The sequence below is a fragment of the Mucilaginibacter sp. PAMB04168 genome (assembly GCF_039634365.2).
GTDB lineage: Bacteria > Bacteroidota > Bacteroidia > Sphingobacteriales > Sphingobacteriaceae > Mucilaginibacter.
In genome coordinates this window covers 668,513-690,872 of sequence record NZ_CP155079.2, presented here as the reverse complement: position 1 = coordinate 690,872, position 22,360 = coordinate 668,513, and the positions used below count along the sequence as shown (strand labels likewise).

At 43.4% G+C, this 22,360-nt stretch carries 20 protein-coding genes; 15 read left to right on the top strand and 5 right to left on the bottom strand.

All coding sequences use genetic code 11. The features are described from left to right. Nucleotides 1–14: 14 nt before the first annotated feature. Nucleotides 15–2,639, bottom strand: a complete 2,625-nt coding sequence (locus ABDD94_RS02910) for a PAS domain-containing protein (RefSeq protein WP_345954604.1) — start codon at nt 2,637–2,639, stop codon at nt 15–17. A 410-nt stretch (nt 2,640–3,049) separates the two neighbouring features. On the opposite strand from ABDD94_RS02910, the gene ABDD94_RS02905 reads away from it, so the two are divergent. Together ABDD94_RS02905 and ABDD94_RS02900 are read left to right on the top strand one after the other, a co-directional pair. Then, nucleotides 3,050–3,415 carry a class I SAM-dependent methyltransferase gene (locus ABDD94_RS02905; protein WP_345954603.1) on the top strand — a complete coding sequence of 122 codons (366 nt, stop codon included), beginning with the start codon at nt 3,050–3,052 and terminating at the stop codon, nt 3,413–3,415. 72 nt (nt 3,416–3,487) lie between these two features. Next, the gene (locus ABDD94_RS02900; RefSeq protein WP_345954602.1) at nt 3,488–3,673 is read left to right on the top strand and encodes a hypothetical protein; all 186 of its coding nucleotides are present in this window, start codon (nt 3,488–3,490) and stop codon (nt 3,671–3,673) included. A 238-nt stretch (nt 3,674–3,911) separates the two neighbouring features. Here ABDD94_RS02900 and ABDD94_RS02895 read toward each other — a convergent pair whose 3' ends face one another. Then, complete coding sequence (locus ABDD94_RS02895) at nt 3,912–4,034, bottom strand: hypothetical protein (RefSeq protein ID WP_345954601.1); 123 nt, start codon at nt 4,032–4,034, stop codon at nt 3,912–3,914. A gap of 309 nt (nt 4,035–4,343) precedes the next feature. Here ABDD94_RS02895 and ABDD94_RS02890 point away from each other — a divergent pair, with 309 nt between their 5' ends. The 4 genes from ABDD94_RS02890 to ABDD94_RS02875 all read left to right on the top strand — a co-directional run bounded on the left by ABDD94_RS02890 (nt 4,344) and on the right by ABDD94_RS02875 (nt 8,195). Continuing rightward, nucleotides 4,344–5,411, top strand: coding sequence for a GAF domain-containing protein (locus ABDD94_RS02890; RefSeq protein WP_345954600.1), 1,068 nt, complete (start codon nt 4,344–4,346; stop codon nt 5,409–5,411). Between the two features lie 13 nt (nt 5,412–5,424). Beyond that, on the top strand, nt 5,425–6,513 hold the full coding sequence (locus ABDD94_RS02885; protein ID WP_345954599.1) for a GAF domain-containing protein: 1,089 nt from the start codon (nt 5,425–5,427) through the stop codon (nt 6,511–6,513). A gap of 80 nt (nt 6,514–6,593) precedes the next feature. Further along, complete coding sequence (locus ABDD94_RS02880) at nt 6,594–6,782, top strand: hypothetical protein (protein ID WP_345954598.1); 189 nt, start codon at nt 6,594–6,596, stop codon at nt 6,780–6,782. A 1,131-nt stretch (nt 6,783–7,913) separates the two neighbouring features. Next, nucleotides 7,914–8,195 (top strand): hypothetical protein, encoded by a 282-nt coding sequence (locus tag ABDD94_RS02875; protein WP_345954597.1) that lies wholly within the window; start codon nt 7,914–7,916, stop codon nt 8,193–8,195. Nucleotides 8,196–8,354: 159 nt separating this feature from the next. On the opposite strand, the gene ABDD94_RS02870 is transcribed toward ABDD94_RS02875, so the two are convergent. Continuing rightward, on the bottom strand, nt 8,355–9,035 hold the full coding sequence (locus ABDD94_RS02870; RefSeq protein WP_345954596.1) for a LytTR family DNA-binding domain-containing protein: 681 nt from the start codon (nt 9,033–9,035) through the stop codon (nt 8,355–8,357). Continuing rightward, a complete protein-coding gene (locus tag ABDD94_RS02865; RefSeq protein ID WP_345954595.1) occupies nt 9,032–10,099 on the bottom strand; it encodes a histidine kinase in 1,068 nt (355 codons plus the stop codon). The genes ABDD94_RS02870 and ABDD94_RS02865 overlap by 4 nt, the downstream gene beginning before the upstream one ends. Nucleotides 10,100–10,287: 188 nt before the next feature. Between ABDD94_RS02865 and ABDD94_RS02860 the strand changes: the two genes are divergently transcribed. The 3 genes from ABDD94_RS02860 (at nt 10,288) to ABDD94_RS02850 (ending at nt 12,987) form a co-directional block, all read left to right on the top strand. Further along, entirely contained in the window at nt 10,288–11,376 is a 1,089-nt protein-coding gene (locus ABDD94_RS02860) for a TlpA disulfide reductase family protein (RefSeq protein WP_345954594.1), read from the top strand. Nucleotides 11,377–11,660: 284 nt separating this feature from the next. Further along, complete coding sequence (locus tag ABDD94_RS02855) at nt 11,661–12,377, top strand: YafY family protein (protein WP_345954593.1); 717 nt, start codon at nt 11,661–11,663, stop codon at nt 12,375–12,377. Nucleotides 12,378–12,438: 61 nt separating this feature from the next. Next, on the top strand, nt 12,439–12,987 hold the full coding sequence (locus ABDD94_RS02850; RefSeq protein ID WP_345954592.1) for a VOC family protein: 549 nt from the start codon (nt 12,439–12,441) through the stop codon (nt 12,985–12,987). A gap of 103 nt (nt 12,988–13,090) precedes the next feature. Here the strand turns inward: ABDD94_RS02850 and ABDD94_RS02845 are convergent, their stop codons facing one another. After that, complete coding sequence (locus tag ABDD94_RS02845; protein ID WP_345954591.1) at nt 13,091–15,604, bottom strand: PAS domain-containing sensor histidine kinase; 2,514 nt, start codon at nt 15,602–15,604, stop codon at nt 13,091–13,093. 186 nt (nt 15,605–15,790) lie between these two features. Here ABDD94_RS02845 and ABDD94_RS02840 point away from each other — a divergent pair, with 186 nt between their 5' ends. From ABDD94_RS02840 to ABDD94_RS02815, 6 genes are all read left to right on the top strand, one after another. Then, nucleotides 15,791–16,336: an azurin gene (locus ABDD94_RS02840; protein WP_345954590.1), complete on the top strand. Its 546-nt coding sequence runs from the start codon at nt 15,791–15,793 to the stop codon at nt 16,334–16,336. A 118-nt stretch (nt 16,337–16,454) separates the two neighbouring features. Further along, nucleotides 16,455–18,842, top strand: coding sequence for a heavy metal translocating P-type ATPase metal-binding domain-containing protein (locus ABDD94_RS02835; RefSeq protein ID WP_345949324.1), 2,388 nt, complete (start codon nt 16,455–16,457; stop codon nt 18,840–18,842). Beyond that, nucleotides 18,839–19,021 (top strand): cbb3-type cytochrome oxidase assembly protein CcoS, encoded by a 183-nt coding sequence (ccoS, locus tag ABDD94_RS02830; RefSeq protein WP_345949325.1) that lies wholly within the window; start codon nt 18,839–18,841, stop codon nt 19,019–19,021. Before ABDD94_RS02835 ends, ccoS begins: the two co-directional genes overlap by 4 nt. Before the next feature lie 75 nt (nt 19,022–19,096). Next, nucleotides 19,097–21,226: a cytochrome-c oxidase, cbb3-type subunit I gene (gene ccoN / locus ABDD94_RS02825; RefSeq protein ID WP_345954589.1), complete on the top strand. Its 2,130-nt coding sequence runs from the start codon at nt 19,097–19,099 to the stop codon at nt 21,224–21,226. A gap of 2 nt (nt 21,227–21,228) precedes the next feature. Then, nucleotides 21,229–21,420: a hypothetical protein gene (locus tag ABDD94_RS02820; RefSeq protein WP_345949327.1), complete on the top strand. Its 192-nt coding sequence runs from the start codon at nt 21,229–21,231 to the stop codon at nt 21,418–21,420. Further along, a complete protein-coding gene (locus ABDD94_RS02815) occupies nt 21,417–22,325 on the top strand; it encodes a cbb3-type cytochrome c oxidase N-terminal domain-containing protein (protein WP_345954588.1) in 909 nt (302 codons plus the stop codon). Before ABDD94_RS02820 ends, ABDD94_RS02815 begins: the two co-directional genes overlap by 4 nt. Nucleotides 22,326–22,360 lie beyond the last annotated feature (35 nt).

Here is a 22,360-nt window from a genome sequence, read left to right as displayed (position 1 = left end):
TATCTTGGAAAGAATCAGCTGTTCTCCAATCCAGATCCCAGGTCGACAGCTACGGCGGTTTCCAGCGAGTTTTCTGTTAGGATGGGCATACTGAAGTAGAATGTCGAACCTTTACCCAGTTCGCTTTCGATCCATACTTTGCCCTGGTGCCGTTTCAATATTTCCGATGAAATGAATAAGCCCAAACCCAGTCCTTCAAACCGCATAGCCGTATTGTCAACCCGGTAATACCGGTCAAATAACCTATTCACATGGGTCGGGTCAATGCCGATACCGAAATCCTGTACTGACACCACCAAATGATCGGATTCCAATTTACTGCTGACAATGACCTTCTCACCCTGTGGTGAATATTTGACCGCATTGGAAAGAAAGTTGTTCATGACCTGTTCCAGCCGAAAATGATCTCCGGTAAAGCTGATATCCACTGCATTTTCCAGGACGATATCATGCTTGACCGCCATGTGCCGGATATTCTCCACGCTTTCGGTCAGTAACTGTCGAAAACTGAAAGGCTGCATATCATATTCCAGTTTACCGGAATTTATTCTGGTAACGTCCAATAAATCGGCGATCAGCTTTTCTAAACGCTTGATGTGATCTGATGATTTCTGCGCGAAACCAGCTATGCGGTTGATATCCCCGCCCCGGAGCAGAAGCTGATTAAAAGCCTTGATACTGGTGAGCGGCGTTTTAAGCTCATGACTGGCGATCGAAATAAATTCATCCTTTTTCTGCTCATTTCTCTTTTGCAGATCTATATTCGTATTGGTACCCAGCCAAAGCTGGATCTTGCCGTTCTCGATCAACGGTACCGCGCGACCCAAGTGCCATTGATAATCACCATCGGCGAACAACAACCTGAATTCAACGACATACTCATTACCGTTCTCGATCGCGTGTAGCCACAGATCCATCGCCTGGGGCAGATCTTCAGGATGGATAAATCGCTGCCACCCTTCGCCAACGATAGCATCCATGTTTGCCCCGAAATCTTTGATGACCACCTGGTTCACATAATCGATCGCGCCTGATGCATTTGCGGTCCAGACCTGTTGCGGAATCGTATTTAACAGAAAGCTGAAGCGTTCCTTGCTTTCCTCTAACTGCCCGATCAGGTCGTGTAAATGTTCCTGCGTACTGACCAGCTCTTCATTCGTGGAGGCCAATTCTTCATTAGACGCGACCATCTCCTCGTTGATAGCACTCAGCTCTTCATTGGAAGCCGCCAGTTCCTCAGTAGTTTCCTGCAATTCCATCCGGCTTTGCTCTAATTGCTGACGCGACCGGACCGACTCGGTCACATCGACCACAGATGCCAGGATAGATTCTACCTGCTGGTCCTCGTTAATGATCGGATCATACGAGAAATTGACGTAAATATTCTTTTCAGAGCCATCCGGACGCTTGATCAGTACGGGTAGTTCCGGAAAGGCGATCCGTTCACCGGTATCAAAAACATTTGCAAGCAATTCCGGAAACGGTTGACCGACAAGTTCGGGAAAAACATCAATAAGCTTCTTTCCTAATGTTTGATCAGCGTCGCGCTGCCAGATCTCGTACATAGCAGCATTAGCCTGCTCAATGACCAGTTCCCGGCCGTTCAAGATCGTTAGTGCCACTGGTGTGGTCTGCACCATAGCATCCAAACGGTGTTTAGCCGCCTTAACAAATCTGCTGGCCAGCACCTGTTCGGTAACCTCTGTAGCTACGATCATCACACTATGCGTTTCCCCGTTCTCATCCTTGATCGGCTTGAAAACAAAATTGGTAAAGATCTGTCGCAGCTCCCCCTCATATTCCATCATCCCCGGAGCTTCGATGCCATAATAAACCTCTCCGCTGGCGTAGACATTTTCAAGGATCTGGAAAAATGCCTGTCCCTGTATCTCCGGCAGTGCGTCATAAATGGTCTGCCCGATCACAGCAGAAGACTTGCCCCATATCTTAAGTATATATTGGTTCGCTTGTTCTATGATAAAATTGGATCCGATCAATACGGCGATCGCAACCGGTGCATCATCGATCAGGTAGCGCATCTTGGCCTCGCTGGAGGTCAGCAAAGCAGTTCGTTGCGATACACGGTCTTCTAATTCGGCATTTAACTGGTTGAGGTGTTCCTGCGTTTGCTGGAGTTCCTCGTTAATAGAACTTAATTCTTCATTCGCTGCCGCCAGTTCTTCATTCAGAGCTTGCTCGTTCTCCAGATTATGCAGGTGCAGCTTTTCCTGTTCGACAGCTTTTCGGCCTAAGACCGCGTCAGTAACATCTGATGCGGTATGCAGCATACAATAAACAAGACCGTCGGCATCTTTGATCGGCCGGTATTCATAATCATAGTAGCTCGTCTGTAGTTGACCGTTAATCTCTAATACCGCAGGTATGTTTATCCCTGAAAAAGTTTGCCCTGTCCGGAAGGTATCCCGCATCTGCTCCAGGAATGGCTGTCCGACCAGTTCCGGAACAGCGATCTCTAAAGGAAGGCCGACGATGTCACGGGATTTGCCCCAGAACTGTAACATCGCTTCGGTCACCGCTTCGATAATTAGATCTTCCGTAGTATAAATAGCCGTAGCGATTTGTGAGCCGGAGAAGATGTCCAGTAATTGATCGCTATTAAGCAGTCGTGTCTTGTTCATTTATTTAAAGCAAACGATAAAATTAATAAATTATTTGCAGATCAAGTTTTGGGTAGAATTGGAGTTTCCTTATATCGGACTAATTATTATGCTATGAATTAAAAACTTATAATAGTTAAGTTTACGAAGATGGTATGTTATAAGCCGGCTGGCGACTGAATGTTTACTGATTTACCCAATGACAACATCGGTGTATACGATTGGAAATTTAGGCCGATCTAAACAACGCAATAATAGAAAGGTGGAAGTATGAACGAACACTATAGAAACAAGCGCTTTTTTAAGATTAAATTAGATAGCTAAATAAGATAAGCATCGGTTGACTTTACTTAGGCCTCTTATCCGAATGTTTACTGCTGGATGTTGTCAGCTTTGTAAAACCTGTTATTTTTGGGCATAGAATATGCCATATGTCACAGGATTGGATCAATAGATGGAATGAGCGCTACAGCAATAGCGATTTTGCTTACGGTGAGTTCCCGAATGAATACCTTCGAAAACAACTGACAAAATTAACACCGGGTAAAATACTTTTTCCCGCCGAAGGAGAGGGAAGAAATGCAGTATTTGCAGCCGGTCTGGGTTGGGAGGTGTCTGCTTTCGATATCAGTGGCGAAGGGCAGGAAAAGGCGGAGCAACTTGCCCGGAAGAATCAGGTTAGTATAGATTATCAAGTAGGGGAGATACAAACATTGGGTTACTTTGACGAGGAATTTGATGCAATCGCCTTGATTTATGCCCATTTCCCTGCAGCTATTAAATCACAAATACATTAAGCGCTTAGCCCATTATTACGCAAAGGCGGGACAATCATATTTGAGGCATTTAGTAAAAATCATCTTACGTATTTGAATAGAAACGAGAAAGTGGGCGGACCGAAAGATATTGAATCCTTATTTTCTATTGAAGAAATTCAAGCAGACTTCGCCAATTATGAGGTTATAGAGCTCGAAGAGTTAGAGGTTGATCTACATGAAGGACTTTATCACAACGGATTGGGTTCTGTTATTCGGTTCGTAGGCCGTAAACGATAGTACTATCATGTGATTCTATGGATGCGTAAAAGCTAATATAACTATAGTTAAGTGAGCTATCTAAATATCACCTCCGCAAATTATTTTGTGTCGTAATGCTTACGGTTCATATAGTTCCTAAGCTATGTAAACCACTAAAATTCCATCAGACGTTCCGCGGCAACTTGGAAGTGTGTTTCGCCGAAATTTGAGGTTGTTCCGAGAGGCCTGGTCAGGTGTTCCAGGGCAAACTGACCCTTTAACGCTGGTAAAATACCATGCTACCCATTACATTAATAATACATACGGCTAAACGGTCTGCCCGTGATTTATGAGAATCCAGGTACGACTTCAGCAGATCATCTTTTGCCGATAGCTCCATTTTTTTGAATTTTGTGCAGTATCATTAGCTGTAAAAACGGATCCCAAAAACTAACTGCGCGGAGATGTTCGGTTAACGGGTACATAATTATTCAAATTTGCAAAATGGCTTATATAGATAATATACCCTATCCGTGTATGTGAGGCATAACCCCGAGGCATATATTTAGTTGGAGATCAACGCTTTTGATTTAAAGATTTTTTTTATTTTAGATATAGTAATGGTGATGCAAAAGGTCAGGGTCTGGATCGTAAGTTGTTAATCACATAGTTCTTGAATCTTTTAATCACATAAATACGTATTGTTGCTATGCCACAACGGGAGCTGGAACGACTGCAGACGGTCAACCGATTTTTAAAATTACAGATCAGTAAAGAAACTGAGCTGCAAAAGATCGTGGAGCAGGCTGCAGCGTTGTGCAGTGCCCCAATAGCGATGATCACTTTTATGGAAGATCAATTGCAGCATATTAGATTTCGTGTAGGCACTGATCTTACGCAATTGCAGTATGATCGCTCTTTTTGCCAAAAAGCGATCCAGCAAGACGAAGTGTTTATTGTCGCAGATGCAAGTACAGATCCCTATTTTTCTGAGAATCCTTACGTCAAGAATCAACCGAATATTCGCTTTTATGCGGGTGCCCCACTCTGGACCAGTGAAGGAAATGCGATCGGAACGGTTTGTGTTTACGATGTAGAAGCTAAAAAGCTGAGTGCGATCCAGCAGCGGATGCTCAAAAGTATGTCTAAACAAATCGTTCATTTTTTGGAATTCGACGCCAGTCTGCAATTGCTCAAAGAGCAGTACATTGCCGCCAGAAATGTGGCGATCACCTTGCGTTCTTTTTTTGAAAGCTCCAGCTCCAATCATATCTTATTGGACCAGGAGATGTGTGTGGTAGCTTTTAATCAAGCATTTGATGATTTTACATTTGCTACTCAGGGAAGGCGTTTGATCCCGAACACCCTGTTGGTAGATTATCTACATGTCGGCTTTCGTTCGGATTTTACAGCTGCGTTCAACAAAGCACTGGAGGGTGAAAAAGTCACCCTCGAACGGCACCTTCAATACCAGCAGGGGCGGATCTGCTGGTATATGACCTTTGAACCGGCGTATGACCGTGAGCGGCAGATCATCGGCGTATCTTTCAACAGGATCGATATTACTGACCGCGTTAGGCATGAGGAGCGTGTTAAAGAGCAACAGCAAGCGCTTCGCAAGATACGCAACTTGGAATTGCATGAGCTGTATACGCCAGCCAGAGAGATCGTTCGCCTGATGGATGAAGTGAAGAATGATAGTGAACTGACCCACCTGGAAGAGATACAACTACTGGCGGAGGCTGTAAAGGAATTGCAGGAAAAAATTATGATTTAACTTCACAAAGTCAATGCCTAAACGTGAATTAGAAAGGTTGCAAGCCGTCAACCGTTTTTTAAAGTTAAAGATCAGCAAGGAAGAAGAGTTGCAGGAGATCGTGTCCCTGGCGGCAGACGTCTGCGGCACGCCCACTGCGCTGATCACCCTGATCGATGCAGATATGCAGTACATACCCGTTAAACAAGCGTTTGATTTTAAGACCACACCACGTACACAAGCGTTTTGCAACTATGTTATTGAGCAGCAGGATGTGATGATCGTGCCGGATGCTAGCTCTGATGAACGTTTTGTGAACAATCCACTGGTTACGGGGGATCCGAATATTCGTTTTTACGCAGGAACGCCATTAACTACGCAGGACGGACTTAATCTGGGTAGCCTATGCGTGATCGATCAGGTACCGGGTCAATTGAGCGAAGAGCAGCAGCAGATGCTGCAAATGCTGGCTCAGCAAGTGATCCAGCTACTCGAATTTGATGCCAGCCTGGAATTATTGAAAGATCAATTCCTATCCGCAAAAAAAGAAGAATTGACCATGCGGTCGTTCTTTGACAGTTGTACTTGTGCCCATCTGCTTTTGGACCTGGACCTTAAAGTGATCGCTTTTAGCAAAGCAATGAGCGACTTTATCAAGGCACATCACCACATCAATATTGCGCCGGGTTTTGCGATCATGGACCTGATCGATCCTGTAGATCGCGACAGGGTAATCCTCGCCTGCCAGGATGCATTGCAGGGAAGATCAACTCGTATGGAACGACACTTGGCGTTTAAGGATACTGCTTACTGGTGGGACGTGGCTGTGCATCCCGCCCGCAATCCCGATGGTGAGATCATCGGTGTGTCTTATAACGGCAGCGATATATCCGAACGCGTACGTCAAAAGAAAAGCGCAGAAGCCCAGCGGCTGCAACTCGACAAAATTGCCTTTGTACAGTCTCATGAACTCCGAAGGCCGGTGGCCACCATCAAAGGCCTGTTGACCTTGATCGACATGGAAGGCTTTTTATACAATTCCGGGCGGTTGCTCGGCCTCAGGGAAAACAATGAACGCTTAGACAAGAATATTCACCGGATCGTATCTTATACAACTAATTAGTCCCGTTATAATTTATAGCACCTTTTGGTGAATAAATACGTATAAAAAAATGCCAGCTGCCGACTAAGCTCCCAACCATTGTGAACAAAGAAAATCATCTCTTGCCAGCCAACGAACAGGATCGTCTCCGTGCGCTAACTAAATACTATATACTCAATACCCTTAGCGAAGCGGAATTTGACCGGATCACCGAGCTGGCTTACATCATCTGCAAGACACCGATCTCCCTGATCACCTGGTCGATGAGCAAAGGCAGTGGTTCAAGTTAAAAGTAAGGCTCGACATTAGCGAGACCCGTCGGGAACTGGCTTTTTGCCAGCATACTATTTTAGGTAACAATCTATTTGAAATACAAGATGCGACACAGGACGATCGCTTCAGAGATAACGAACTGGTTACAGGACGGCCAGATATTCGTTTTTATGCGGGATATCCACTGACAGACTAACAGGGTTATAACCTTGAAACGCTCTATGTCCTTGATCGTAAGCAAAGGGCATTGGATGAAGACCAGAGAAAAGCATTGCAGCTTTTATCCAAAGAAGTGATGACACTGATTACCGAGCGCAGGCAAAAGGAAGAGATACGGAGTTTGAAAAGCTTTATGCCCTATCCAGCGACCTAATCTGTTCGGCTGGCACGGACGGTCTTTTCAAAAAAAGGTTCATCAGAACGTTTAACACCGATTATGCGATAAAATCACTCTATTACCTATGCTCTCAAATACTCTTAATCTATAAATTAAATGCGATCAAAATCTCTCTGAAATACTGGCCAAACTCTTCAAATCGTCTAAAAAATAATTCGAAAAATATTCGGCTTGGGCTACTTGAAAATGGGGCTCTTACGAAGAAATTTGTGAGAGCCTTTTTCGTTGTTAACGCATTGTTAACGAAATTGAAGCTTGCTTTCGCTTACAGTAAAGATACAAATTGTGAGCGGCACTTTGGTTTATCTCCCTCTAAAAATCAAAACAGTCTTCTATTGCACAGCTTTTTACACTCTTTTTGAGATTGCAGTTAACCTTTAATTCGTTCTGTGAAAGAATTGAGATGCAAATGAATGAGAGAGACTGCATCACGTATTCCCCTGTTTACTTTAGATGCGTCTTTCAAAATAGTGACTAGATTAGGACTTATGATATTATCAATAAATCCCGTGGTCGATACGATGAACTGCGAATAGGTTGCTGATAGCACATTTTAACCAGCTGTCTACTCGCACCTATCAAATCCTGTAATTTCGAGTAAACCTTAATTACTGTAAAAACCCAAAAGAATACATGGCTATTAAACTTACAGATTTTAGTGTTTTGAAGCACCAAACAATAGCTAGCCCTTTTCAATCGGCTCCTGCATTACGGCATAAGAGGGCGTTAAATATTCATCTAATACTTTCGCATGAATGCTGCCATCTATTATAGTGGAGTTATTAATTATATTATTGAAGTAAATTTTACTTCACCTAATTTTAGTTTCCAACTATTAGCTAAAATGCGTTTTTTTGTTAAAAGCTATTTAAATATGACATGTGGTAAATTTATGAAAAGTGAAAAGCAATTTGAAATTGCATCAAGTAACGATTCTAATGAAGATGAAAAATTAGTAGTTGAAATTTATGAAGTGATAATGCCGGACGTAGAACCAAGTGAAGAAGATTATATCTTTTCAGATGAAAAATAAAAACGCCTAACTCCGGAACAGAAATATATCTTCTCCAGTTTACTTCATCACATCACGTACTAATGCTGCTTTATTAACTTGTTTTAAAGTGCTGACTTTTCTGTTTACCTATTTTTTAGGTAATGTGGCCTTTTGGTACAAATCTGGCCAATAAGCAACTCACCACTCCCTGGCTTCATCTAACAAATGCTTGTAGTTTTCCCCAACCGGTATTTGCTCAGTACCGATGAGAACACAGTTGCGATTAATCCGCTCAGCGTATGACGTGTTGATTAAGTATGAGCGATGAACCCTTAAAAAGGTAGATATGGGCAGCAATTCGCTCAGATACTTCATAGTCATGTGCGTGAGATAACTGCCTTTGGTGGTATGCAATTGAATATAATCTTTGATAGATTGTGCGTACATCAGCTCGCTGTGCATGACTTTGATTAGCTGGCCGGATACCTTGAAATAAGTGTATTTGTTTTCTACGGTGGCTTCAAACTGATACGTTTTCAGCAGCCGCCTGATGCTTTTCGCAAAGCGCTCATAGGTGATTGGTTTAACGAGGTAATCAACCGCTTCCAGCTCAAATCCGTCAACTGCATATTCACTAAAGGCCGTGGTGAAAATTACGGCGGGCGGATTCTTGAGTGATCGCCATAGGTCCAGTCCGCTCAGTTTGGGCATTTTTATATCTAAAAGCACCAAGTCTATTTGCTTGTCCGTAAGCGCTTCAAACGCTTCCAGTGCATTGCTGCAAATAGCTTCCAAGTGCAGCTCTGGCGTCGACGCAACAAACCTCTCCAGTACCTGCCGGGCCAACGGTTCATCATCTACGATAACGCACCTGATCATGCTTGCATAAGTGTTAAGTTAACGTGAAATTGCTTATAGTCTTCTTGCACCTCAAGGGTATATCGGTTCGGATAGAGCAACTCCAGCCTTTTCCGCACATTTTCTGTACCGATTCCCGGTACCTTCCGATAGGCGTTGCCTTTTGGTTTACTGTTCACCACCTCTAAGATAAGCTCTCTTTCGGTCGCGCAGACGACGATACGGACGAACCCGTCATCCGTTTCTTCCGCTAATCCATGTTTAAAGGCATTCTCTATGAAAGGTAGCAGCAATAATGGCTCAATTTGATGAGAAGCCTCTACTACCTGTACATCAAAAGTTATCCTTTTCTCCTCAGTATACCGCATCTGTTCCACTTCTACGTAGTTGTTCAGGAACTGTATTTCGCGCTGCAAGAATACCTTATTTTGATTGGCTTCGTACAATATATAGCGCATAAGTTCCCCTAAACGGGCCACCATCGGTGCCGTCAGAGGCGACTGCTGCAAGGCCAGCGAATAGATATTGTTAATGGTATTAAAAAAGAAGTGCGGATGTAGCTGTGCTTTCAAATAATTCAGTTCTGAAAACAACTGCTGCTCCTTTAACGTCTTCATGGCCTCGTTTTGCTGCAGGGTACGGATCAGAAAAGCTAAGCCTAAAAGCGGAAAAAACACCGAGATAAACAGATAATTCACCGCAAAATTCAGGCGATAGCCCAAAGTACGCGCGCGAATGTCAGCCGAAATAAAATCTGCATGTACGATAATCCAGTTCAATATATAATGGTTAGCTATCTGGTTTACGAAGACAAAACCAGTGAGGCAAAGCAATACACCCCAGATATTACTTTTAAGCACATACCGTTTAAGGAACAGCCAATAAAAGCCACCATACATGATAAAGCTAAAAGCGCCGCATACCAGCCGGTAATCCAGGTCTTCCGCAAAGCGGGATACATCATGCTGTTCATAAGTACTGAACTCTAGGTCACTGATGATCGAAATCATAAATGAGATAAAGAAGAGCACAAAAAGCTCGATGCGCAGGTATCTCCAGTTCCACTTTAAGCTAAGCTTTTGCATATCAGCAAAGTAAGTATAATCAATCTTATCAACTGAATGGTAATTTACAGATTTCGACTAAGCCCTATATTTTTTAGACCAAAACCTGAATAACGGCTTAGTCGAATTTTCAGGTACATTGGTCTAATTATGTATAGCACAAGGGTTAGCCGTAAATACATTTGGCTAAAACAAACTAACTTCACTATATGAAATATTTATTCAATGTTATCCTCCTTGCCAGCATGGTTCTAACGGCTTCTAGCAAATCTAACCCCGGGTATACGATTACCGGGACGGTAAGAGGCCTGGAAAATGGTACTTGGCTTTACTTGCGTTTGGCCAAACCCGATAAGGATATCGATTCGTGCCAGGTTAGTGACGGCCGCTTCCAAATGAAAGGTCGCATTCAGCAGAAAGCTACCCAGGTTTATTTACACACTGCCCGTTATACAAACTACGTAGCCTTCTGGCTGGAGAACGTACCCATCCAAATTCAAGTCAAAGCTGGAGAGTTTAAAAAAGGAATAATTACCGGTTCGGCAACCGAAGAAGAAAACAAATGGTTTGAACAACTCAAAAAGCCATTGGCAATCCAGGTAGATAGCATAGAGGAAGCACGCAATGCGACGCAAGACCAAGCCACCCGCAAAAAGCTTTCTGATCAGTTATCCGGATTAAAAAAGAAAGAAATACAGATGGACCGTAATTACGTACGCAACCACCCCAAGTCGCTGGTTGCAGCACACGTGCTCAGCGTTTACGCCCGCACCTGGGGCAAAGATACAGCCGCTGTTTTGTATAGCGGCATGAGTAGCGATTTGAAAAATTCCAGTTATGGCAGAGAGGTCAGTGAATTTATTGCTTTAAACCGCGATATCAAGTTGGGCGGTCCTTATGTGGATTTTCAGCAAACCAATACACAGGGCAAGCAAATTAAGTTGTCCGGTATCAAAGCCAAGTATATCCTGCTCGACTTCTGGGCATCCTGGTGCGGGCCGTGCCGCGAGGAAAACCCCAATTTAGTTAAAACCTATGCACAATTTAAAGACAAAGGCTTTGCCGTATTGGGCGTATCACTCGATGAAAACAAAAAGTACTGGCTGAAAGCAGTGGCGGATGACAAGTTAACATGGGAGAATGTTAGTGACTTGCGGGGCGATCAAAATAAGGCGGCCATGATTTACGGCATTAGCGCCATTCCTAACAACTTTTTAATTGATGCCAAAGGCACCGTTATCGCCCGCAACTTGCGTGGTCGAGCACTGGATGAAAAGTTGAAGGAATTACTACCCTAAAACTAATGTGACTTTTGAAGTGGCGCCATGCCACTTCATATTATAAGATTTTCTACTAAGTGGTTCGAATTTTGCCCGGTCTGGGCGGACAGAATTGATGCTCCCCACACTGGATATAATTCGAACCATTTTGATAAAACAATTAGAGTTCCTGAGCGATCTAAAGGCTATCTAAACAAATCTTATACTTTCGAGAGTTACAGAGCCGATAAGTGCGTGGGGACTCTTTAAATTAGCGGGTCACCTAGTATACACCACTTCGCTAAAGATAAGTAAGCTGCAAAATGAATAATATTGATACCAAAAGAATTTCAAGACTTACAGCAATCTTAACACAATTGCAGTCTAAAAGGATTTTAACTTCAACTACGCTTGCCGAAAAATTTGATGTAAGTGTCAGGACAATTTATAGAGATGTTAAAGTTTTGGAGCGTGCGGGTGTTCCTATATACATGAAAGATGGAAAGGGATACTCATTAATGGATGGGTATAGAATACCACCTGTTATGTTTACAGAAGATGAGGCAAATGCTTTAATAACGATTGAACAGGTGGTTATGAAAAGTAGTGACAGCTCTTTAATTACCGCTTATTCCGGAGCAATCAATAAGATAAAAGCAGTACTATCCTATTCAACTAAAGACAAAGTAGAATTATTAGAGAACAGAATTGCTGTAAGCCCCGCTATACCCAATGCTATAACGAGCAACTCTTTAACTGTAATTCAAAATGCATTAACATCATTTAAGGTATTAGATATCACTTACAAGTCGGCATCGAAAAATGAAATTACAAAAAGAAGCATCGAGCCATTTGCCTTGTATTATACGCTGCAAGAAAACTGGTCGCTCATAGCTTACTGCAGATTAAGACAAGATTACCGGATGTTTAATCTGGATAAAATTATAACCGTCACCCAGATTAATACAAGTTTCAAACCACATGAATTAACACTTGCCTCATATTTAAAAGATAAAGAAAAGAACTTCCGATACCCCTGACATACCGTTGTCATAGCACCATATTACTTTCGTAAAACATTAAGTAATAAATGGCAATATCATGAAATTAACATCCTTAAGAATTATAACTGCTAACATAAAAACTCTGGTTCGGTTTTTTGAACAGGTAACCGGATCATCCGCTCAATGGTACACAGATGATTTCGCAGAACTAGTTACCGGAACGGCTACCCTGGCCATAGGAAGCACAAGAACAATGAGTTTATTTGGCGAAAATTTAATAACCCCGGCCAGTAATAACAGTGTAATCATTGAGTTTAGAGTTGCGAACGTGGATGAGGAATTTGAAAGGATCAAGGATCTTATTGATAACATTGTTCAAGAACCAACCACCATGCCATGGGGTAATCGTTCGTTATTATTTCGGGATCCGGATGGTAATTTAATTAACTTTTTCACACCAGTTACGGTTGACGCGATAAAAAATTCAATTAAATTTTTGGTCCAAGCTGGATCGAATTCGAAGCAAATAGTAGAACAATTAAAAAAACGAATTCAGCCTGTGGTGAGTCTTATCACCCTACCATCAAAAATGTATAAACAAAAAAGCCTTACCGGGCATGGTAAGGCTTTTTACATTGGCTCCTGAGGTTGGACGTAATTCGAACCAAATCCTGAAACAATTAAACATTTTGAACGAATTGCAAGTGGCATAAAGGGGATTCGATTTAATTGCTTCAAAATAACAAGATTTAATTGCTGTTGAGGTCGATCGGTAATGTGAACCAAAAAGTGCTACCTTGCCCCGGTATGCTTTCTACCCCGATCAGTCCATTGTGTCGTTCGATGATCTCTTTACAGATATACAAACCGATACCAAATCCTGAGATAGACTTTGTTTCTTGTCCTTCAACTCTGTAAAAGCGATCAAAAAGCTTTTCCTTATCCGGTCCACTGATTCCAATACCATCATCTGTTACACTTATATGAGCATAATTACCCTTGGTTACGCATACGATTTGAATAGTTGTTTTCGGCGGCGAATACTTAGTAGCATTACTGATGAAATTATTGATTACCTGTTCTATCTTGTCCTTATCGACATAGACCCAGGTTTCTTCTACCGGTGCAAAAATGATCTTATGACTACTTGATTCAGGTACAATATTTTCCTCCACCTCCTTTATTAAGATGGCCATATCGAAGCGCTTCTTGTCTATGTAAATTTTTCCTGCCTCCAAGCGCGATACGTTCAGGAACCCGTTAATAAGTGTGGTCATTTTACCGAGCTGTTTGTGCGCCCGGGCAAGCATCCCCGCTATTATAGCATCGCCACTGGCTGATACTTTCTTCTGCGCAACCTGGACATAGCTGATGGTGGATGTAAGTGGGGTTTTTAGCTCATGACTTACCATCGAAATAAAATCGTTTTTTCGCTGCTCGTTCTGTTTGCGCTCTGTAATGTCTATAGATGAACCGATATATCCGGTAAAACTGCCATCAGGCTCAAAACGCGGCGAGCCGAAAGTGAGCAGCCACCGATACTCGCCACTTTTATTTAATATCCGGTATTCACCAGTATAAGATTCCCTTTTTTTGAGTGATTCTAAATAGAGACTGATATACGGGGGCTTATCATCGGGATGAACAAGATCAGACCATCCGAATTTTAAAAGATCCTGTACGCTTCTACCGGTAAGTGCAGACCATGCCTGATTAAAATAAGTAATGTCACCTGTTTCGTTACCGACACCGATCAGGATACCTGATCCTTCAGCCATATTTCGGAAACGTTCTTCACTTTCAGCAATTGCTGCCTCGGCTTTTTTTATATCAGTGATGTCCCTTGTGGTACCCGACACCGCTGTAACATCACCGTTTGCGTCTAATACCGGCGCTAATATATAATCGTATATACGTTTACCTAAAATAGCATGGGGGAAAGCAACTTCACCGCGCACACGCTCCTTAGTAGCCGCAACCAAGTCGATCTCTCTTTCATGCATTGCAGCGTGCCACTCTTCGTAACCGTTTTCCCGCAATCCCCGTCCGATAGCTGTTTCCCAGGTTTTGCCCCACATGGTCAGTAAAGCCTTATTGGCATAAATGAATTTATAGTCGAGATCAAACATATACATCAGATCTGGAGTGCCGGATATAATTGTCTCATAAATTACCTTTTGCTTTTCTATAGCATCTTTCGCTGCCCGTAGAGACGCTTCGGTGGTTTTTCTTTCAGTAATATCAGTGAACATACCCACCGCGCCGGTAATTCTGCCACTGGCATCGGTAACCGGCGCGGCATTCATTGTCAGAAACACTTTGCTGCGATCCGGACGCTGTATGGCAAATTCAAAATTGAAAACCGGCTTACCGGTGGCGATCGCGATCATGGTGGGGTGTTCTTCGTTACTCATAGGCCTGCCGTCCAGATGTGTGTTATACCATTCCGGGGAATTGCTGCTGCGTTCTGAAAACAGATCGCTATCTGTATTCAGAATCTGGTGCGCCATCGGATTAGCATATATAATGCGTCCATTTATATCGGTAACACCTACGCCTTCGGCCATATGGTCTAGCACACGTGCCAATTGCTGTTCATTTTCCTGTAGTCGCTGTTTTGCTTTTGTCGTTTCGTTACATACCACTAACACCCCTTCCGGTGTGCCGCCTTGTACCCTTATCGGATTGTAAGAAAAGGTCCAGTAAACATCGTCTAAAATGCCATTACGGTAAATCGGAATGAGCTGGTCTTCCAGATAGACGGCATTACCGGTTTCCAAAACGCCGGCGATCAAAGGGTAAATTACCGGCCAGATCTCTATCCAGCACTCTTCACCTTTTTGGCCAAGTGCTGCCGGGTGTTTGCTTTCTTCTCCAGGACCTAGTATCTCCCGGTAGGAATCATTGTAAAACTGAATCTTATCCTTTCCCCACCAAATAAACATAGGAAAACTGGAATCCAGGATCAGATTGACGGTAGTAATTAATTGTACTGGCCATCGATCCATCGGGCCGATAGCTGTTCCAGACCAGTCGAAAGACCGGACCCTGTCGGCCATTTCGCCTTTTGCATATATTGATATAGGTAGCTCGGATCCGGAAAGCATAAATACTAATACAAACTTAATTATAACGGCAATTGTTTGCTGAGTAAACGAGTATATGACGCCCGAAGTTCCCATATCCTGCCTGAACTTATATCTGATATCCCCAGACTGGGCCCGAACCGGTTTTTGGAGAGCACTCTTTCTCAGATCTTCCATAAAATATTCGAAAATTGCTTTATATGGGCTACCAATTAAAGAACCCTTTAGCTTTTTGCTGCAGGTTCTTTTGTTTCAATGCGCTTCTATTTGTCTTTGAGCATAATCAGCACCCATTTCTTTCGCTTTGTGACGGGTATCATTTTCTATTACGGGCGTAAACTGCATTATTGCAAAAACAAAATCATGAAATACGCTTATTCTTCAATTCTGGCAATCACCATACTCCTATGGGCATGTAATGGTGACAAATCTACACGTGGCTCTACCGCAGATACCGGCCGCCTGGCTAAAGCAACTAGCAAACCCACTGCACTGGCTACGCCCAACAATTCAACCATCCAATCCATGTCCACTAACAACGAGATAGAGATTACCGCTAATGACCGGATGCAATACAGCGATACCTTATTTAAAGTAAGAGCCGGAAAGCGGGTTACGGTTAAACTAACCAATATTGGAAAAATGCCTAAAAATTCAATGGGGCATAATTTCACTTTATTAAAAAGTGGCACCGATGTGGGTGAATTTGCCAATGAAGCTCTAGCAGCCAGAGATCAGGACTATATTCCACCCGCAATGGAAAAAGCTGTTATTGCACATACTAAATTGGTTGGGCCTGGCGAGAGTGACCAAATATCTTTTACGATAAAAGAAAAAGGGTTTTATGATTTCTTATGCACTTTCCCTGGGCACTATGGTAGTATGCGGGGCAAGATAGCTGCTGAATAATCACTTAATATTTAATCATTATCCTGAAACGTGACCCATATCATATTTCAGGATAATGATCATCATTTCTCGCGTATAGTTTTTAGCCCAATTTCGAAGTGCAATAATAGCACTGAACATGGCTACGAATATACTTACTCCTACTACCTGTTATCACTGCGGTGATGACTGCACCACCAACACTTACCAACTGGAAGAAAAAAGCTTTTGCTGTGCGGGGTGCAAGGGTGTTTATCAGGTGCTTTCGCAAAGCGGTTTGTGTAATTATTATACCTACAACGATCATCCTGGCGCTAACCGGGCACGTACCGACAAACGCTTTGAATACCTTGACGAGCCAAGTGTGGTAAGTGACCTGATTGACTACACCGACGATAAGATGACGGTGGTTACGCTTTACATACCCTACATTCACTGTAGCTCGTGCATTTGGCTACTGGAGCAATTGCATCGTATAAACCCCGCCATCTACTACAGCCGTATAGATTTTTTAAAGAAACAGGTTAATCTGCGTTTTAATAATGATGCCATTAGCCTGCGCCAGGTGGTTGAGCTGCTGTTTGATATAGGATATGAGCCACTAATTAGTTTACAGGATATAGTTAAAAAGCAGGCTACCGGCAAGAATGATAATTTGGTAAAAAAGATAGCTGTTGCAGGTTTTTGCTTTGGTAATGTGATGCTGCTGAGCTTTCCGGAGTATTTCGGTCTGTCTACCAACGAGCAAACATTCAGGCAGGTATTTGGCTGGCTCAATATCCTTTTTTCGGTGCCGGTGCTGCTTTATAGTGGTGCAGGTTATTTTACCTCGGCCTGGTATAACCTGCGCAATAAGGTACTGAACATTGATTTTCCATTGGCCCTGGGCATTGCAGTATTGTTCTTGCGTACCCTTGCCGAAATTCTTACCCATAGCGGCCCCGGGTTTGCCGATACGTTATGCGGCCTGGTGTTCTTTTTACTGGTGGGTAAATTTGTACAGCAAAAAACATATTATCATATATCCTTTGAGCGCGATTACCGCTCGTTTTTCCCGGTAGCCGTACAGGTACTGCAAGATGGCAAAGAAACACCCGTACCCTTATCTGATCTGAAAGTGGGGCAGCGCATCCGTATCCGGCATAACGAAATTATTCCGGCCGATGCGATATTACTAAAAGGGGATGCCTTAATAGATTTTAGTTTTGTAACCGGCGAATCGGTACCGGTAAGCAAGACACTCGGTGAGGTGGTGTATGCCGGTGGCCGTCAAACCAGCGAAGCCCTGGAATTGGAAGTGATTAAACCTGTGTCGCAAAGTTACCTCACCCAGCTCTGGAACAACGAGGCCTTTACCCGCAAGCAGGACAACCGCATGAAAACCTTTAACGAGCGGGTGAGCAAACATTTTACCATGGTGTTGCTGGCTATTGCTATAGGTTCGTTTCTGTTTTGGCTACCTACTGATTTTCGCCGCGGGCTATCGGCTTTAACTGCAGTGCTTATTGTGGCCTGCCCGTGTGCACTAGCGTTAAGCACACCGTTTACCATGTCGGCAGCGCTGAGTGTGTTTGACAAAAACCTGTTTTACCTCAAAAACACAGCGGTAGTTGAGCAACTAGCCCGCATCAACACCATTGTGCTCGATAAAACCGGCACCATAACCACAGGCGGCAGTAATGCAATAAGCCTGCATGCTGAATTACCGGGCATAGCAATGCAGGCAATTTATACACTATGCAGCAATTCGGGCCACCCGCTTAGCCGTCAGATATGTCAGGCGTTAGGCCATTTTCCCTTGCTTCCTATGGAACGCTACCAGGAAGTGCCAGGCAAAGGCATTTCAGGCTTTGTGAACGGGTATCATATACAAATAGGTAGTGCCTCATTTCTACTGCACGGAAATACTCCTTACAGTACGGGCACCGAAGTACACATCATGATAGACGGTGTTCATTGCGGTGCCTTTCAGTTCAGGCAAAGCTTCAGGCCGGGATTGCAGAATATCTTCAGCCTGAAACCCCAATTCAAGTTTTACCTGCTTTCGGGTGATCAGGATCATGAGCGTGAAGCGATGGCCCGCTTTTTTGATGACGAAGGGTACATGCACTTTGGTAAGTCGCCACAGGAAAAGCTGGATTTTATTAAGTCGCTCCAACTGGCCGATCGTAAGGTGATGATGATAGGCGATGGCTTGAACGATTCGGGTGCACTTAAGCAAAGCGACCTTGGTGTGGCCATTACTGATGATGTGAACAACTTTTCGCCAGGCAGCGATGCCATACTGGATGGCCGGTCGTTAAATAAACTGCCTGCATTTTTCAGATTCGCTAAAGATGCGGTCACCATTATTCACATCTCTTTTCTTATTTCGCTAACCTATAATCTTATTGGATTAGGTTATGCCGTTACTGGAGCCTTATCGCCTTTAATGGCAGCTATACTCATGCCGTTAAGCACCGCCACCATCATATCCTTTACCAGCATTGCCACACATGTGGCGGCCAAAAACAGGCATTTATCATGAGCATAATTTACTTTTTAATAGGGTGCAGCATTTTGCTGGCACTAATTTTCTTAGGCGCATTTTTTTGGGCTCAGCGCCATGGCCAGCACGACGATCTGTACACCCCTTCTGTACGCATATTATTAGACGATGAACCCAAGGAACAATTAAAAAATGACGAAGGTCAGTTTTTGAGTTAGCAGTCATCATTTAGCCGGTAAAGCTGCCGGCCTACTTTTACAACATTAAAATAGTTACGATCAACAAAATCATTTATGCAACCCGAAAAATTTTACTACGATAACAAAATTGTGCGCAACTTCGGGATAGCCACCATCGTCTGGGGTATTATCGGTATGACGGTGGGGCTACTCGTTGCCATACAGTTGTACAGCCCGGGAGCTAACTTGGGTAACCAGTACACTACTTTTGGCCGCATACGCCCGTTACATACCAACGCCGTCATTTTTGCTTTTGTGGGCAATGCTATATTTATGGGCGTATACTACTCTTTGCAAAGGCTACTCAAAGCCCGCATGTTCAGCGACATTTTGAGCAAAATACATTTTTGGGGCTGGCAGCTCATTATTGTTTCTGCAGTGATTACACTGCCTATGGGTTTTACTACCTCCCATGAGTATGCCGAACTGGAATGGCCCATTGATATTGCCATTACGCTAATTTGGGTAGCATTTGGCGTAAATATGTTTGGCACCATATTTAAAAGGCGTGAACGGCATTTATATGTAGCTATATGGTTTTACATTGCCACGTTTATAACGGTAGCTGTTTTGCACATTGTTAACTCTTTCGAGTTGCCAATATCGGGCTTAAAAAGCTATTACCTGTTTGCCGGCGTGCAGGATGCCCTGGTACAGTGGTGGTATGGGCACAATGCGGTGGCATTCTTTCTAACTACCCCTTATCTGGGTATGATGTATTACTTCTTGCCTAAAATGGCTAATCGTCCTATTTATTCATACAAGCTTAGTATCCTGCACTTTTGGGCACTCATCTTTATTTACATATGGGCTGGCCCGCACCATTTGTTATATACCACATTACCAGGCTGGGCGCAATCACTGGGTGTCGCTTTTTCCATTATGCTTATAGCACCAAGCTGGGGAGGCATGATTAATGGCTTACTTACCCTGCGCGGCGCATGGGATAAGGTGCGCGATGACGTGATCCTTAAATTTATGGTGGTAGGCTTAACCGCTTATGGTATGGCCACTTTTGAAGGGCCTATGCTGGCGCTTAAACAGGTGAACTCCATTGCCCATTTCACCGACTGGATTGTTGCACACGTGCACGTAGGCGCTTTAGGCTGGAATGGCTTTTTAACCTTTGCCATATTATACTGGTTAATACCCCGTATTTACAAAACTGAACTTTATTCCAAAAAAATGGCTTCGTGGCATTTTTGGTTAGGAACACTGGGCATACTATTTTATGCTATTCCGCTGTACTGGGCAGGTTTTACACAAGGCCTGATGTTAAAGGAATTTACGCCTGAAGGTATGCTGAAGCACCCCAACTTTTTAGAAACCACTTTGCGCATTTTACCAATGCATGTAATGCGCTCCATTGGCGGCGCACTGTACCTGGTGGGTGTCATTGTAATGGCTTATAACTTGGCCCGCACCATGACCCGCGGTAGTTTGGTAAGTAACGAAGCTGCTGAGGCAATGCCGTTAGAGCCTGCTTATGTAAAACAAAAGGGCGACTCATGGCACAGAGTAGTAGAGCGCAGGCCAATACAGTTATTAGTTTTGTCACTGCTGGTAATCCTGATAGGCACTTTCATCGAACTTATGCCTACCATGACCATATCTTCCAACATACCTACTATAGCCAGCGTAAAACCCTATACACCTTTGGAGTTACAAGGTCGAGATTTGTACATACGGGAAGGTTGTTCTAATTGCCACTCACAAACCGTAAGACCTTTTAGGAGCGAAACTGAACGTTACGGCGAGTATAGCAAAGCAGGTGAATTTGTGTATGATCACCCGTTTTTATGGGGATCAAAACGTACAGGGCCCGACCTGCACCGTGAAGGCGGCAAATATGGTAATGCCTGGCACTACAACCACATGATGGACCCGCGGTTAATGTCGCCCGGCAGCATTATGCCAGATTATGATTGGTTAATTACGCAAACGCTCGATACGAGTACTACTGCATCAAAAATTAATGCCATGCGTACTTTGGGTGTACCATACGCGGCCGGTTTTGCCCTGAAAGCAAACCAAGACCTGGATCAGCAAGCCCGCAAAATTGGCGACGATCTGGCTAAAGATCATATCAAAGTAACACCCGATAAAGAGATCATTGCCATTATAGCTTACCTGCAACGTCTCGGCACCGACATTAAAGCCAATAAAACAGCTAATAATCAATAACCATGTTTAAGCAGTTTACCGAAAATATAGCAGATAATCAGATTTACCTGCTTTTATCGCTGGGCATTTTTCTGGCCTTCTTTATAGTAGTAACTATTATGCTGATACGCAGCCGCAAAGAGCATAATGATTACATGAGCGCTGTGCCCTTAAATGACAGTTTTGACAAACACGATAGTACCCTATATCAATGAAATACTTTAAATCTTTGATCACACTTTTTATCGTATTGGCTGCGCAACCTGCCTGGGCGGCAGACGATAACCTGATTCCGCCCGATGTAAGAGATTACCTGGGCTACGGCGCTATGATGGTGATGATGATCTTGATCATTATCGCAATGCTGGTATTAAACAACACATTCAAAGCATTAGCTAAGGCACTTTTAAGTCCTGCTGAGTATGCTGAAATGGAGGCCGAGCGTAAGCAGGCTAAAGTTAAAAAGCCCAAAGGGGAAGTGGTACTGAAGCTACTCTCTTTAAAGCCATTGTCTGAAGAAAAATCTATACTGATTGAACATGATTACGATGGTATACAGGAGCTGGATAACCCCACACCGGGCTGGTTTATGTACTTGTTTTATGCTACCATTATCTTTTCGGTAGGGTACCTTCTTATCTACCATGTGTTTGATGCAGCACCCTTGCAGGATGAGGAATATACCATTGAAATGAAAATAGCCGCCCAAGAAAAAGAAGTGTTTTTAGCAAAAGCTGCCAACCAGGTAGATGAGAAAACAGTAAAACTTTCAACTGACGCAGCCATACTGTCTTCGGGTGCTGTTATATTCAAACAAAGCTGCGCACCCTGCCATGGCGAACATGCGCAGGGAATGGTTGGCCCTAACTTAACCGATGATTATTGGCTGCACGGCGGTAAAATTAATGACGTATTTAAAACCATTAAGTATGGAGTTACGGCCAAGGGAATGCCCACCTGGGAAAAACAGCTAACCCCCAAACAAATTGCCGACGTAGCCAACTATATCAAATCGGTACGAGGCAGTAAGCCGGCTAACGCTAAAGAGCCGCAAGGAGACAAGGAAAACGAAGACGGCAATGCTCAGGCAACCCAAACGGCTATGGTAGTAGCCCGTTGAGTGGTGCAAAGTATACCTGAATTATAAGTAATAAT

What these genes read in the sequence shown, in the direction of transcription:
- ABDD94_RS02875 (WP_345954597.1), top strand. Translation starts at nt 7,914, where the DNA reads ATGAATGCTGCCATCTATTATAGTGGAGTTATTAATTATATTATTGAA.
- ccoS (WP_345949325.1), top strand. Translation starts at nt 18,839, where the DNA reads ATGAGCATAATTTACTTTTTAATAGGGTGCAGCATTTTGCTGGCACTA.
- ABDD94_RS02840 (WP_345954590.1), top strand. Translation starts at nt 15,791, where the DNA reads ATGAAATACGCTTATTCTTCAATTCTGGCAATCACCATACTCCTATGG.
- ABDD94_RS02870 (WP_345954596.1), bottom strand. Translation starts at nt 9,035, where the DNA reads ATGATCAGGTGCGTTATCGTAGATGATGAACCGTTGGCCCGGCAGGTA.
- ccoN (WP_345954589.1), top strand. Translation starts at nt 19,097, where the DNA reads ATGCAACCCGAAAAATTTTACTACGATAACAAAATTGTGCGCAACTTC.
- ABDD94_RS02860 (WP_345954594.1), top strand. Translation starts at nt 10,288, where the DNA reads ATGAAATATTTATTCAATGTTATCCTCCTTGCCAGCATGGTTCTAACG.
- ABDD94_RS02865 (WP_345954595.1), bottom strand. Translation starts at nt 10,099, where the DNA reads ATGCAAAAGCTTAGCTTAAAGTGGAACTGGAGATACCTGCGCATCGAG.
- ABDD94_RS02855 (WP_345954593.1), top strand. Translation starts at nt 11,661, where the DNA reads ATGAATAATATTGATACCAAAAGAATTTCAAGACTTACAGCAATCTTA.
- ABDD94_RS02845 (WP_345954591.1), bottom strand. Translation starts at nt 15,604, where the DNA reads ATGGAAGATCTGAGAAAGAGTGCTCTCCAAAAACCGGTTCGGGCCCAG.
- ABDD94_RS02910 (WP_345954604.1), bottom strand. Translation starts at nt 2,639, where the DNA reads ATGAACAAGACACGACTGCTTAATAGCGATCAATTACTGGACATCTTC.
- ABDD94_RS02835 (WP_345949324.1), top strand. Translation starts at nt 16,455, where the DNA reads ATGGCTACGAATATACTTACTCCTACTACCTGTTATCACTGCGGTGAT.
- ABDD94_RS02890 (WP_345954600.1), top strand. Translation starts at nt 4,344, where the DNA reads ATGCCACAACGGGAGCTGGAACGACTGCAGACGGTCAACCGATTTTTA.
- ABDD94_RS02820 (WP_345949327.1), top strand. Translation starts at nt 21,229, where the DNA reads ATGTTTAAGCAGTTTACCGAAAATATAGCAGATAATCAGATTTACCTG.
- ABDD94_RS02850 (WP_345954592.1), top strand. Translation starts at nt 12,439, where the DNA reads ATGAAATTAACATCCTTAAGAATTATAACTGCTAACATAAAAACTCTG.
- ABDD94_RS02905 (WP_345954603.1), top strand. Translation starts at nt 3,050, where the DNA reads ATGTCACAGGATTGGATCAATAGATGGAATGAGCGCTACAGCAATAGC.
- ABDD94_RS02885 (WP_345954599.1), top strand. Translation starts at nt 5,425, where the DNA reads ATGCCTAAACGTGAATTAGAAAGGTTGCAAGCCGTCAACCGTTTTTTA.
- ABDD94_RS02815 (WP_345954588.1), top strand. Translation starts at nt 21,417, where the DNA reads ATGAAATACTTTAAATCTTTGATCACACTTTTTATCGTATTGGCTGCG.
- ABDD94_RS02895 (WP_345954601.1), bottom strand. Translation starts at nt 4,034, where the DNA reads ATGGAGCTATCGGCAAAAGATGATCTGCTGAAGTCGTACCTGGATTCT.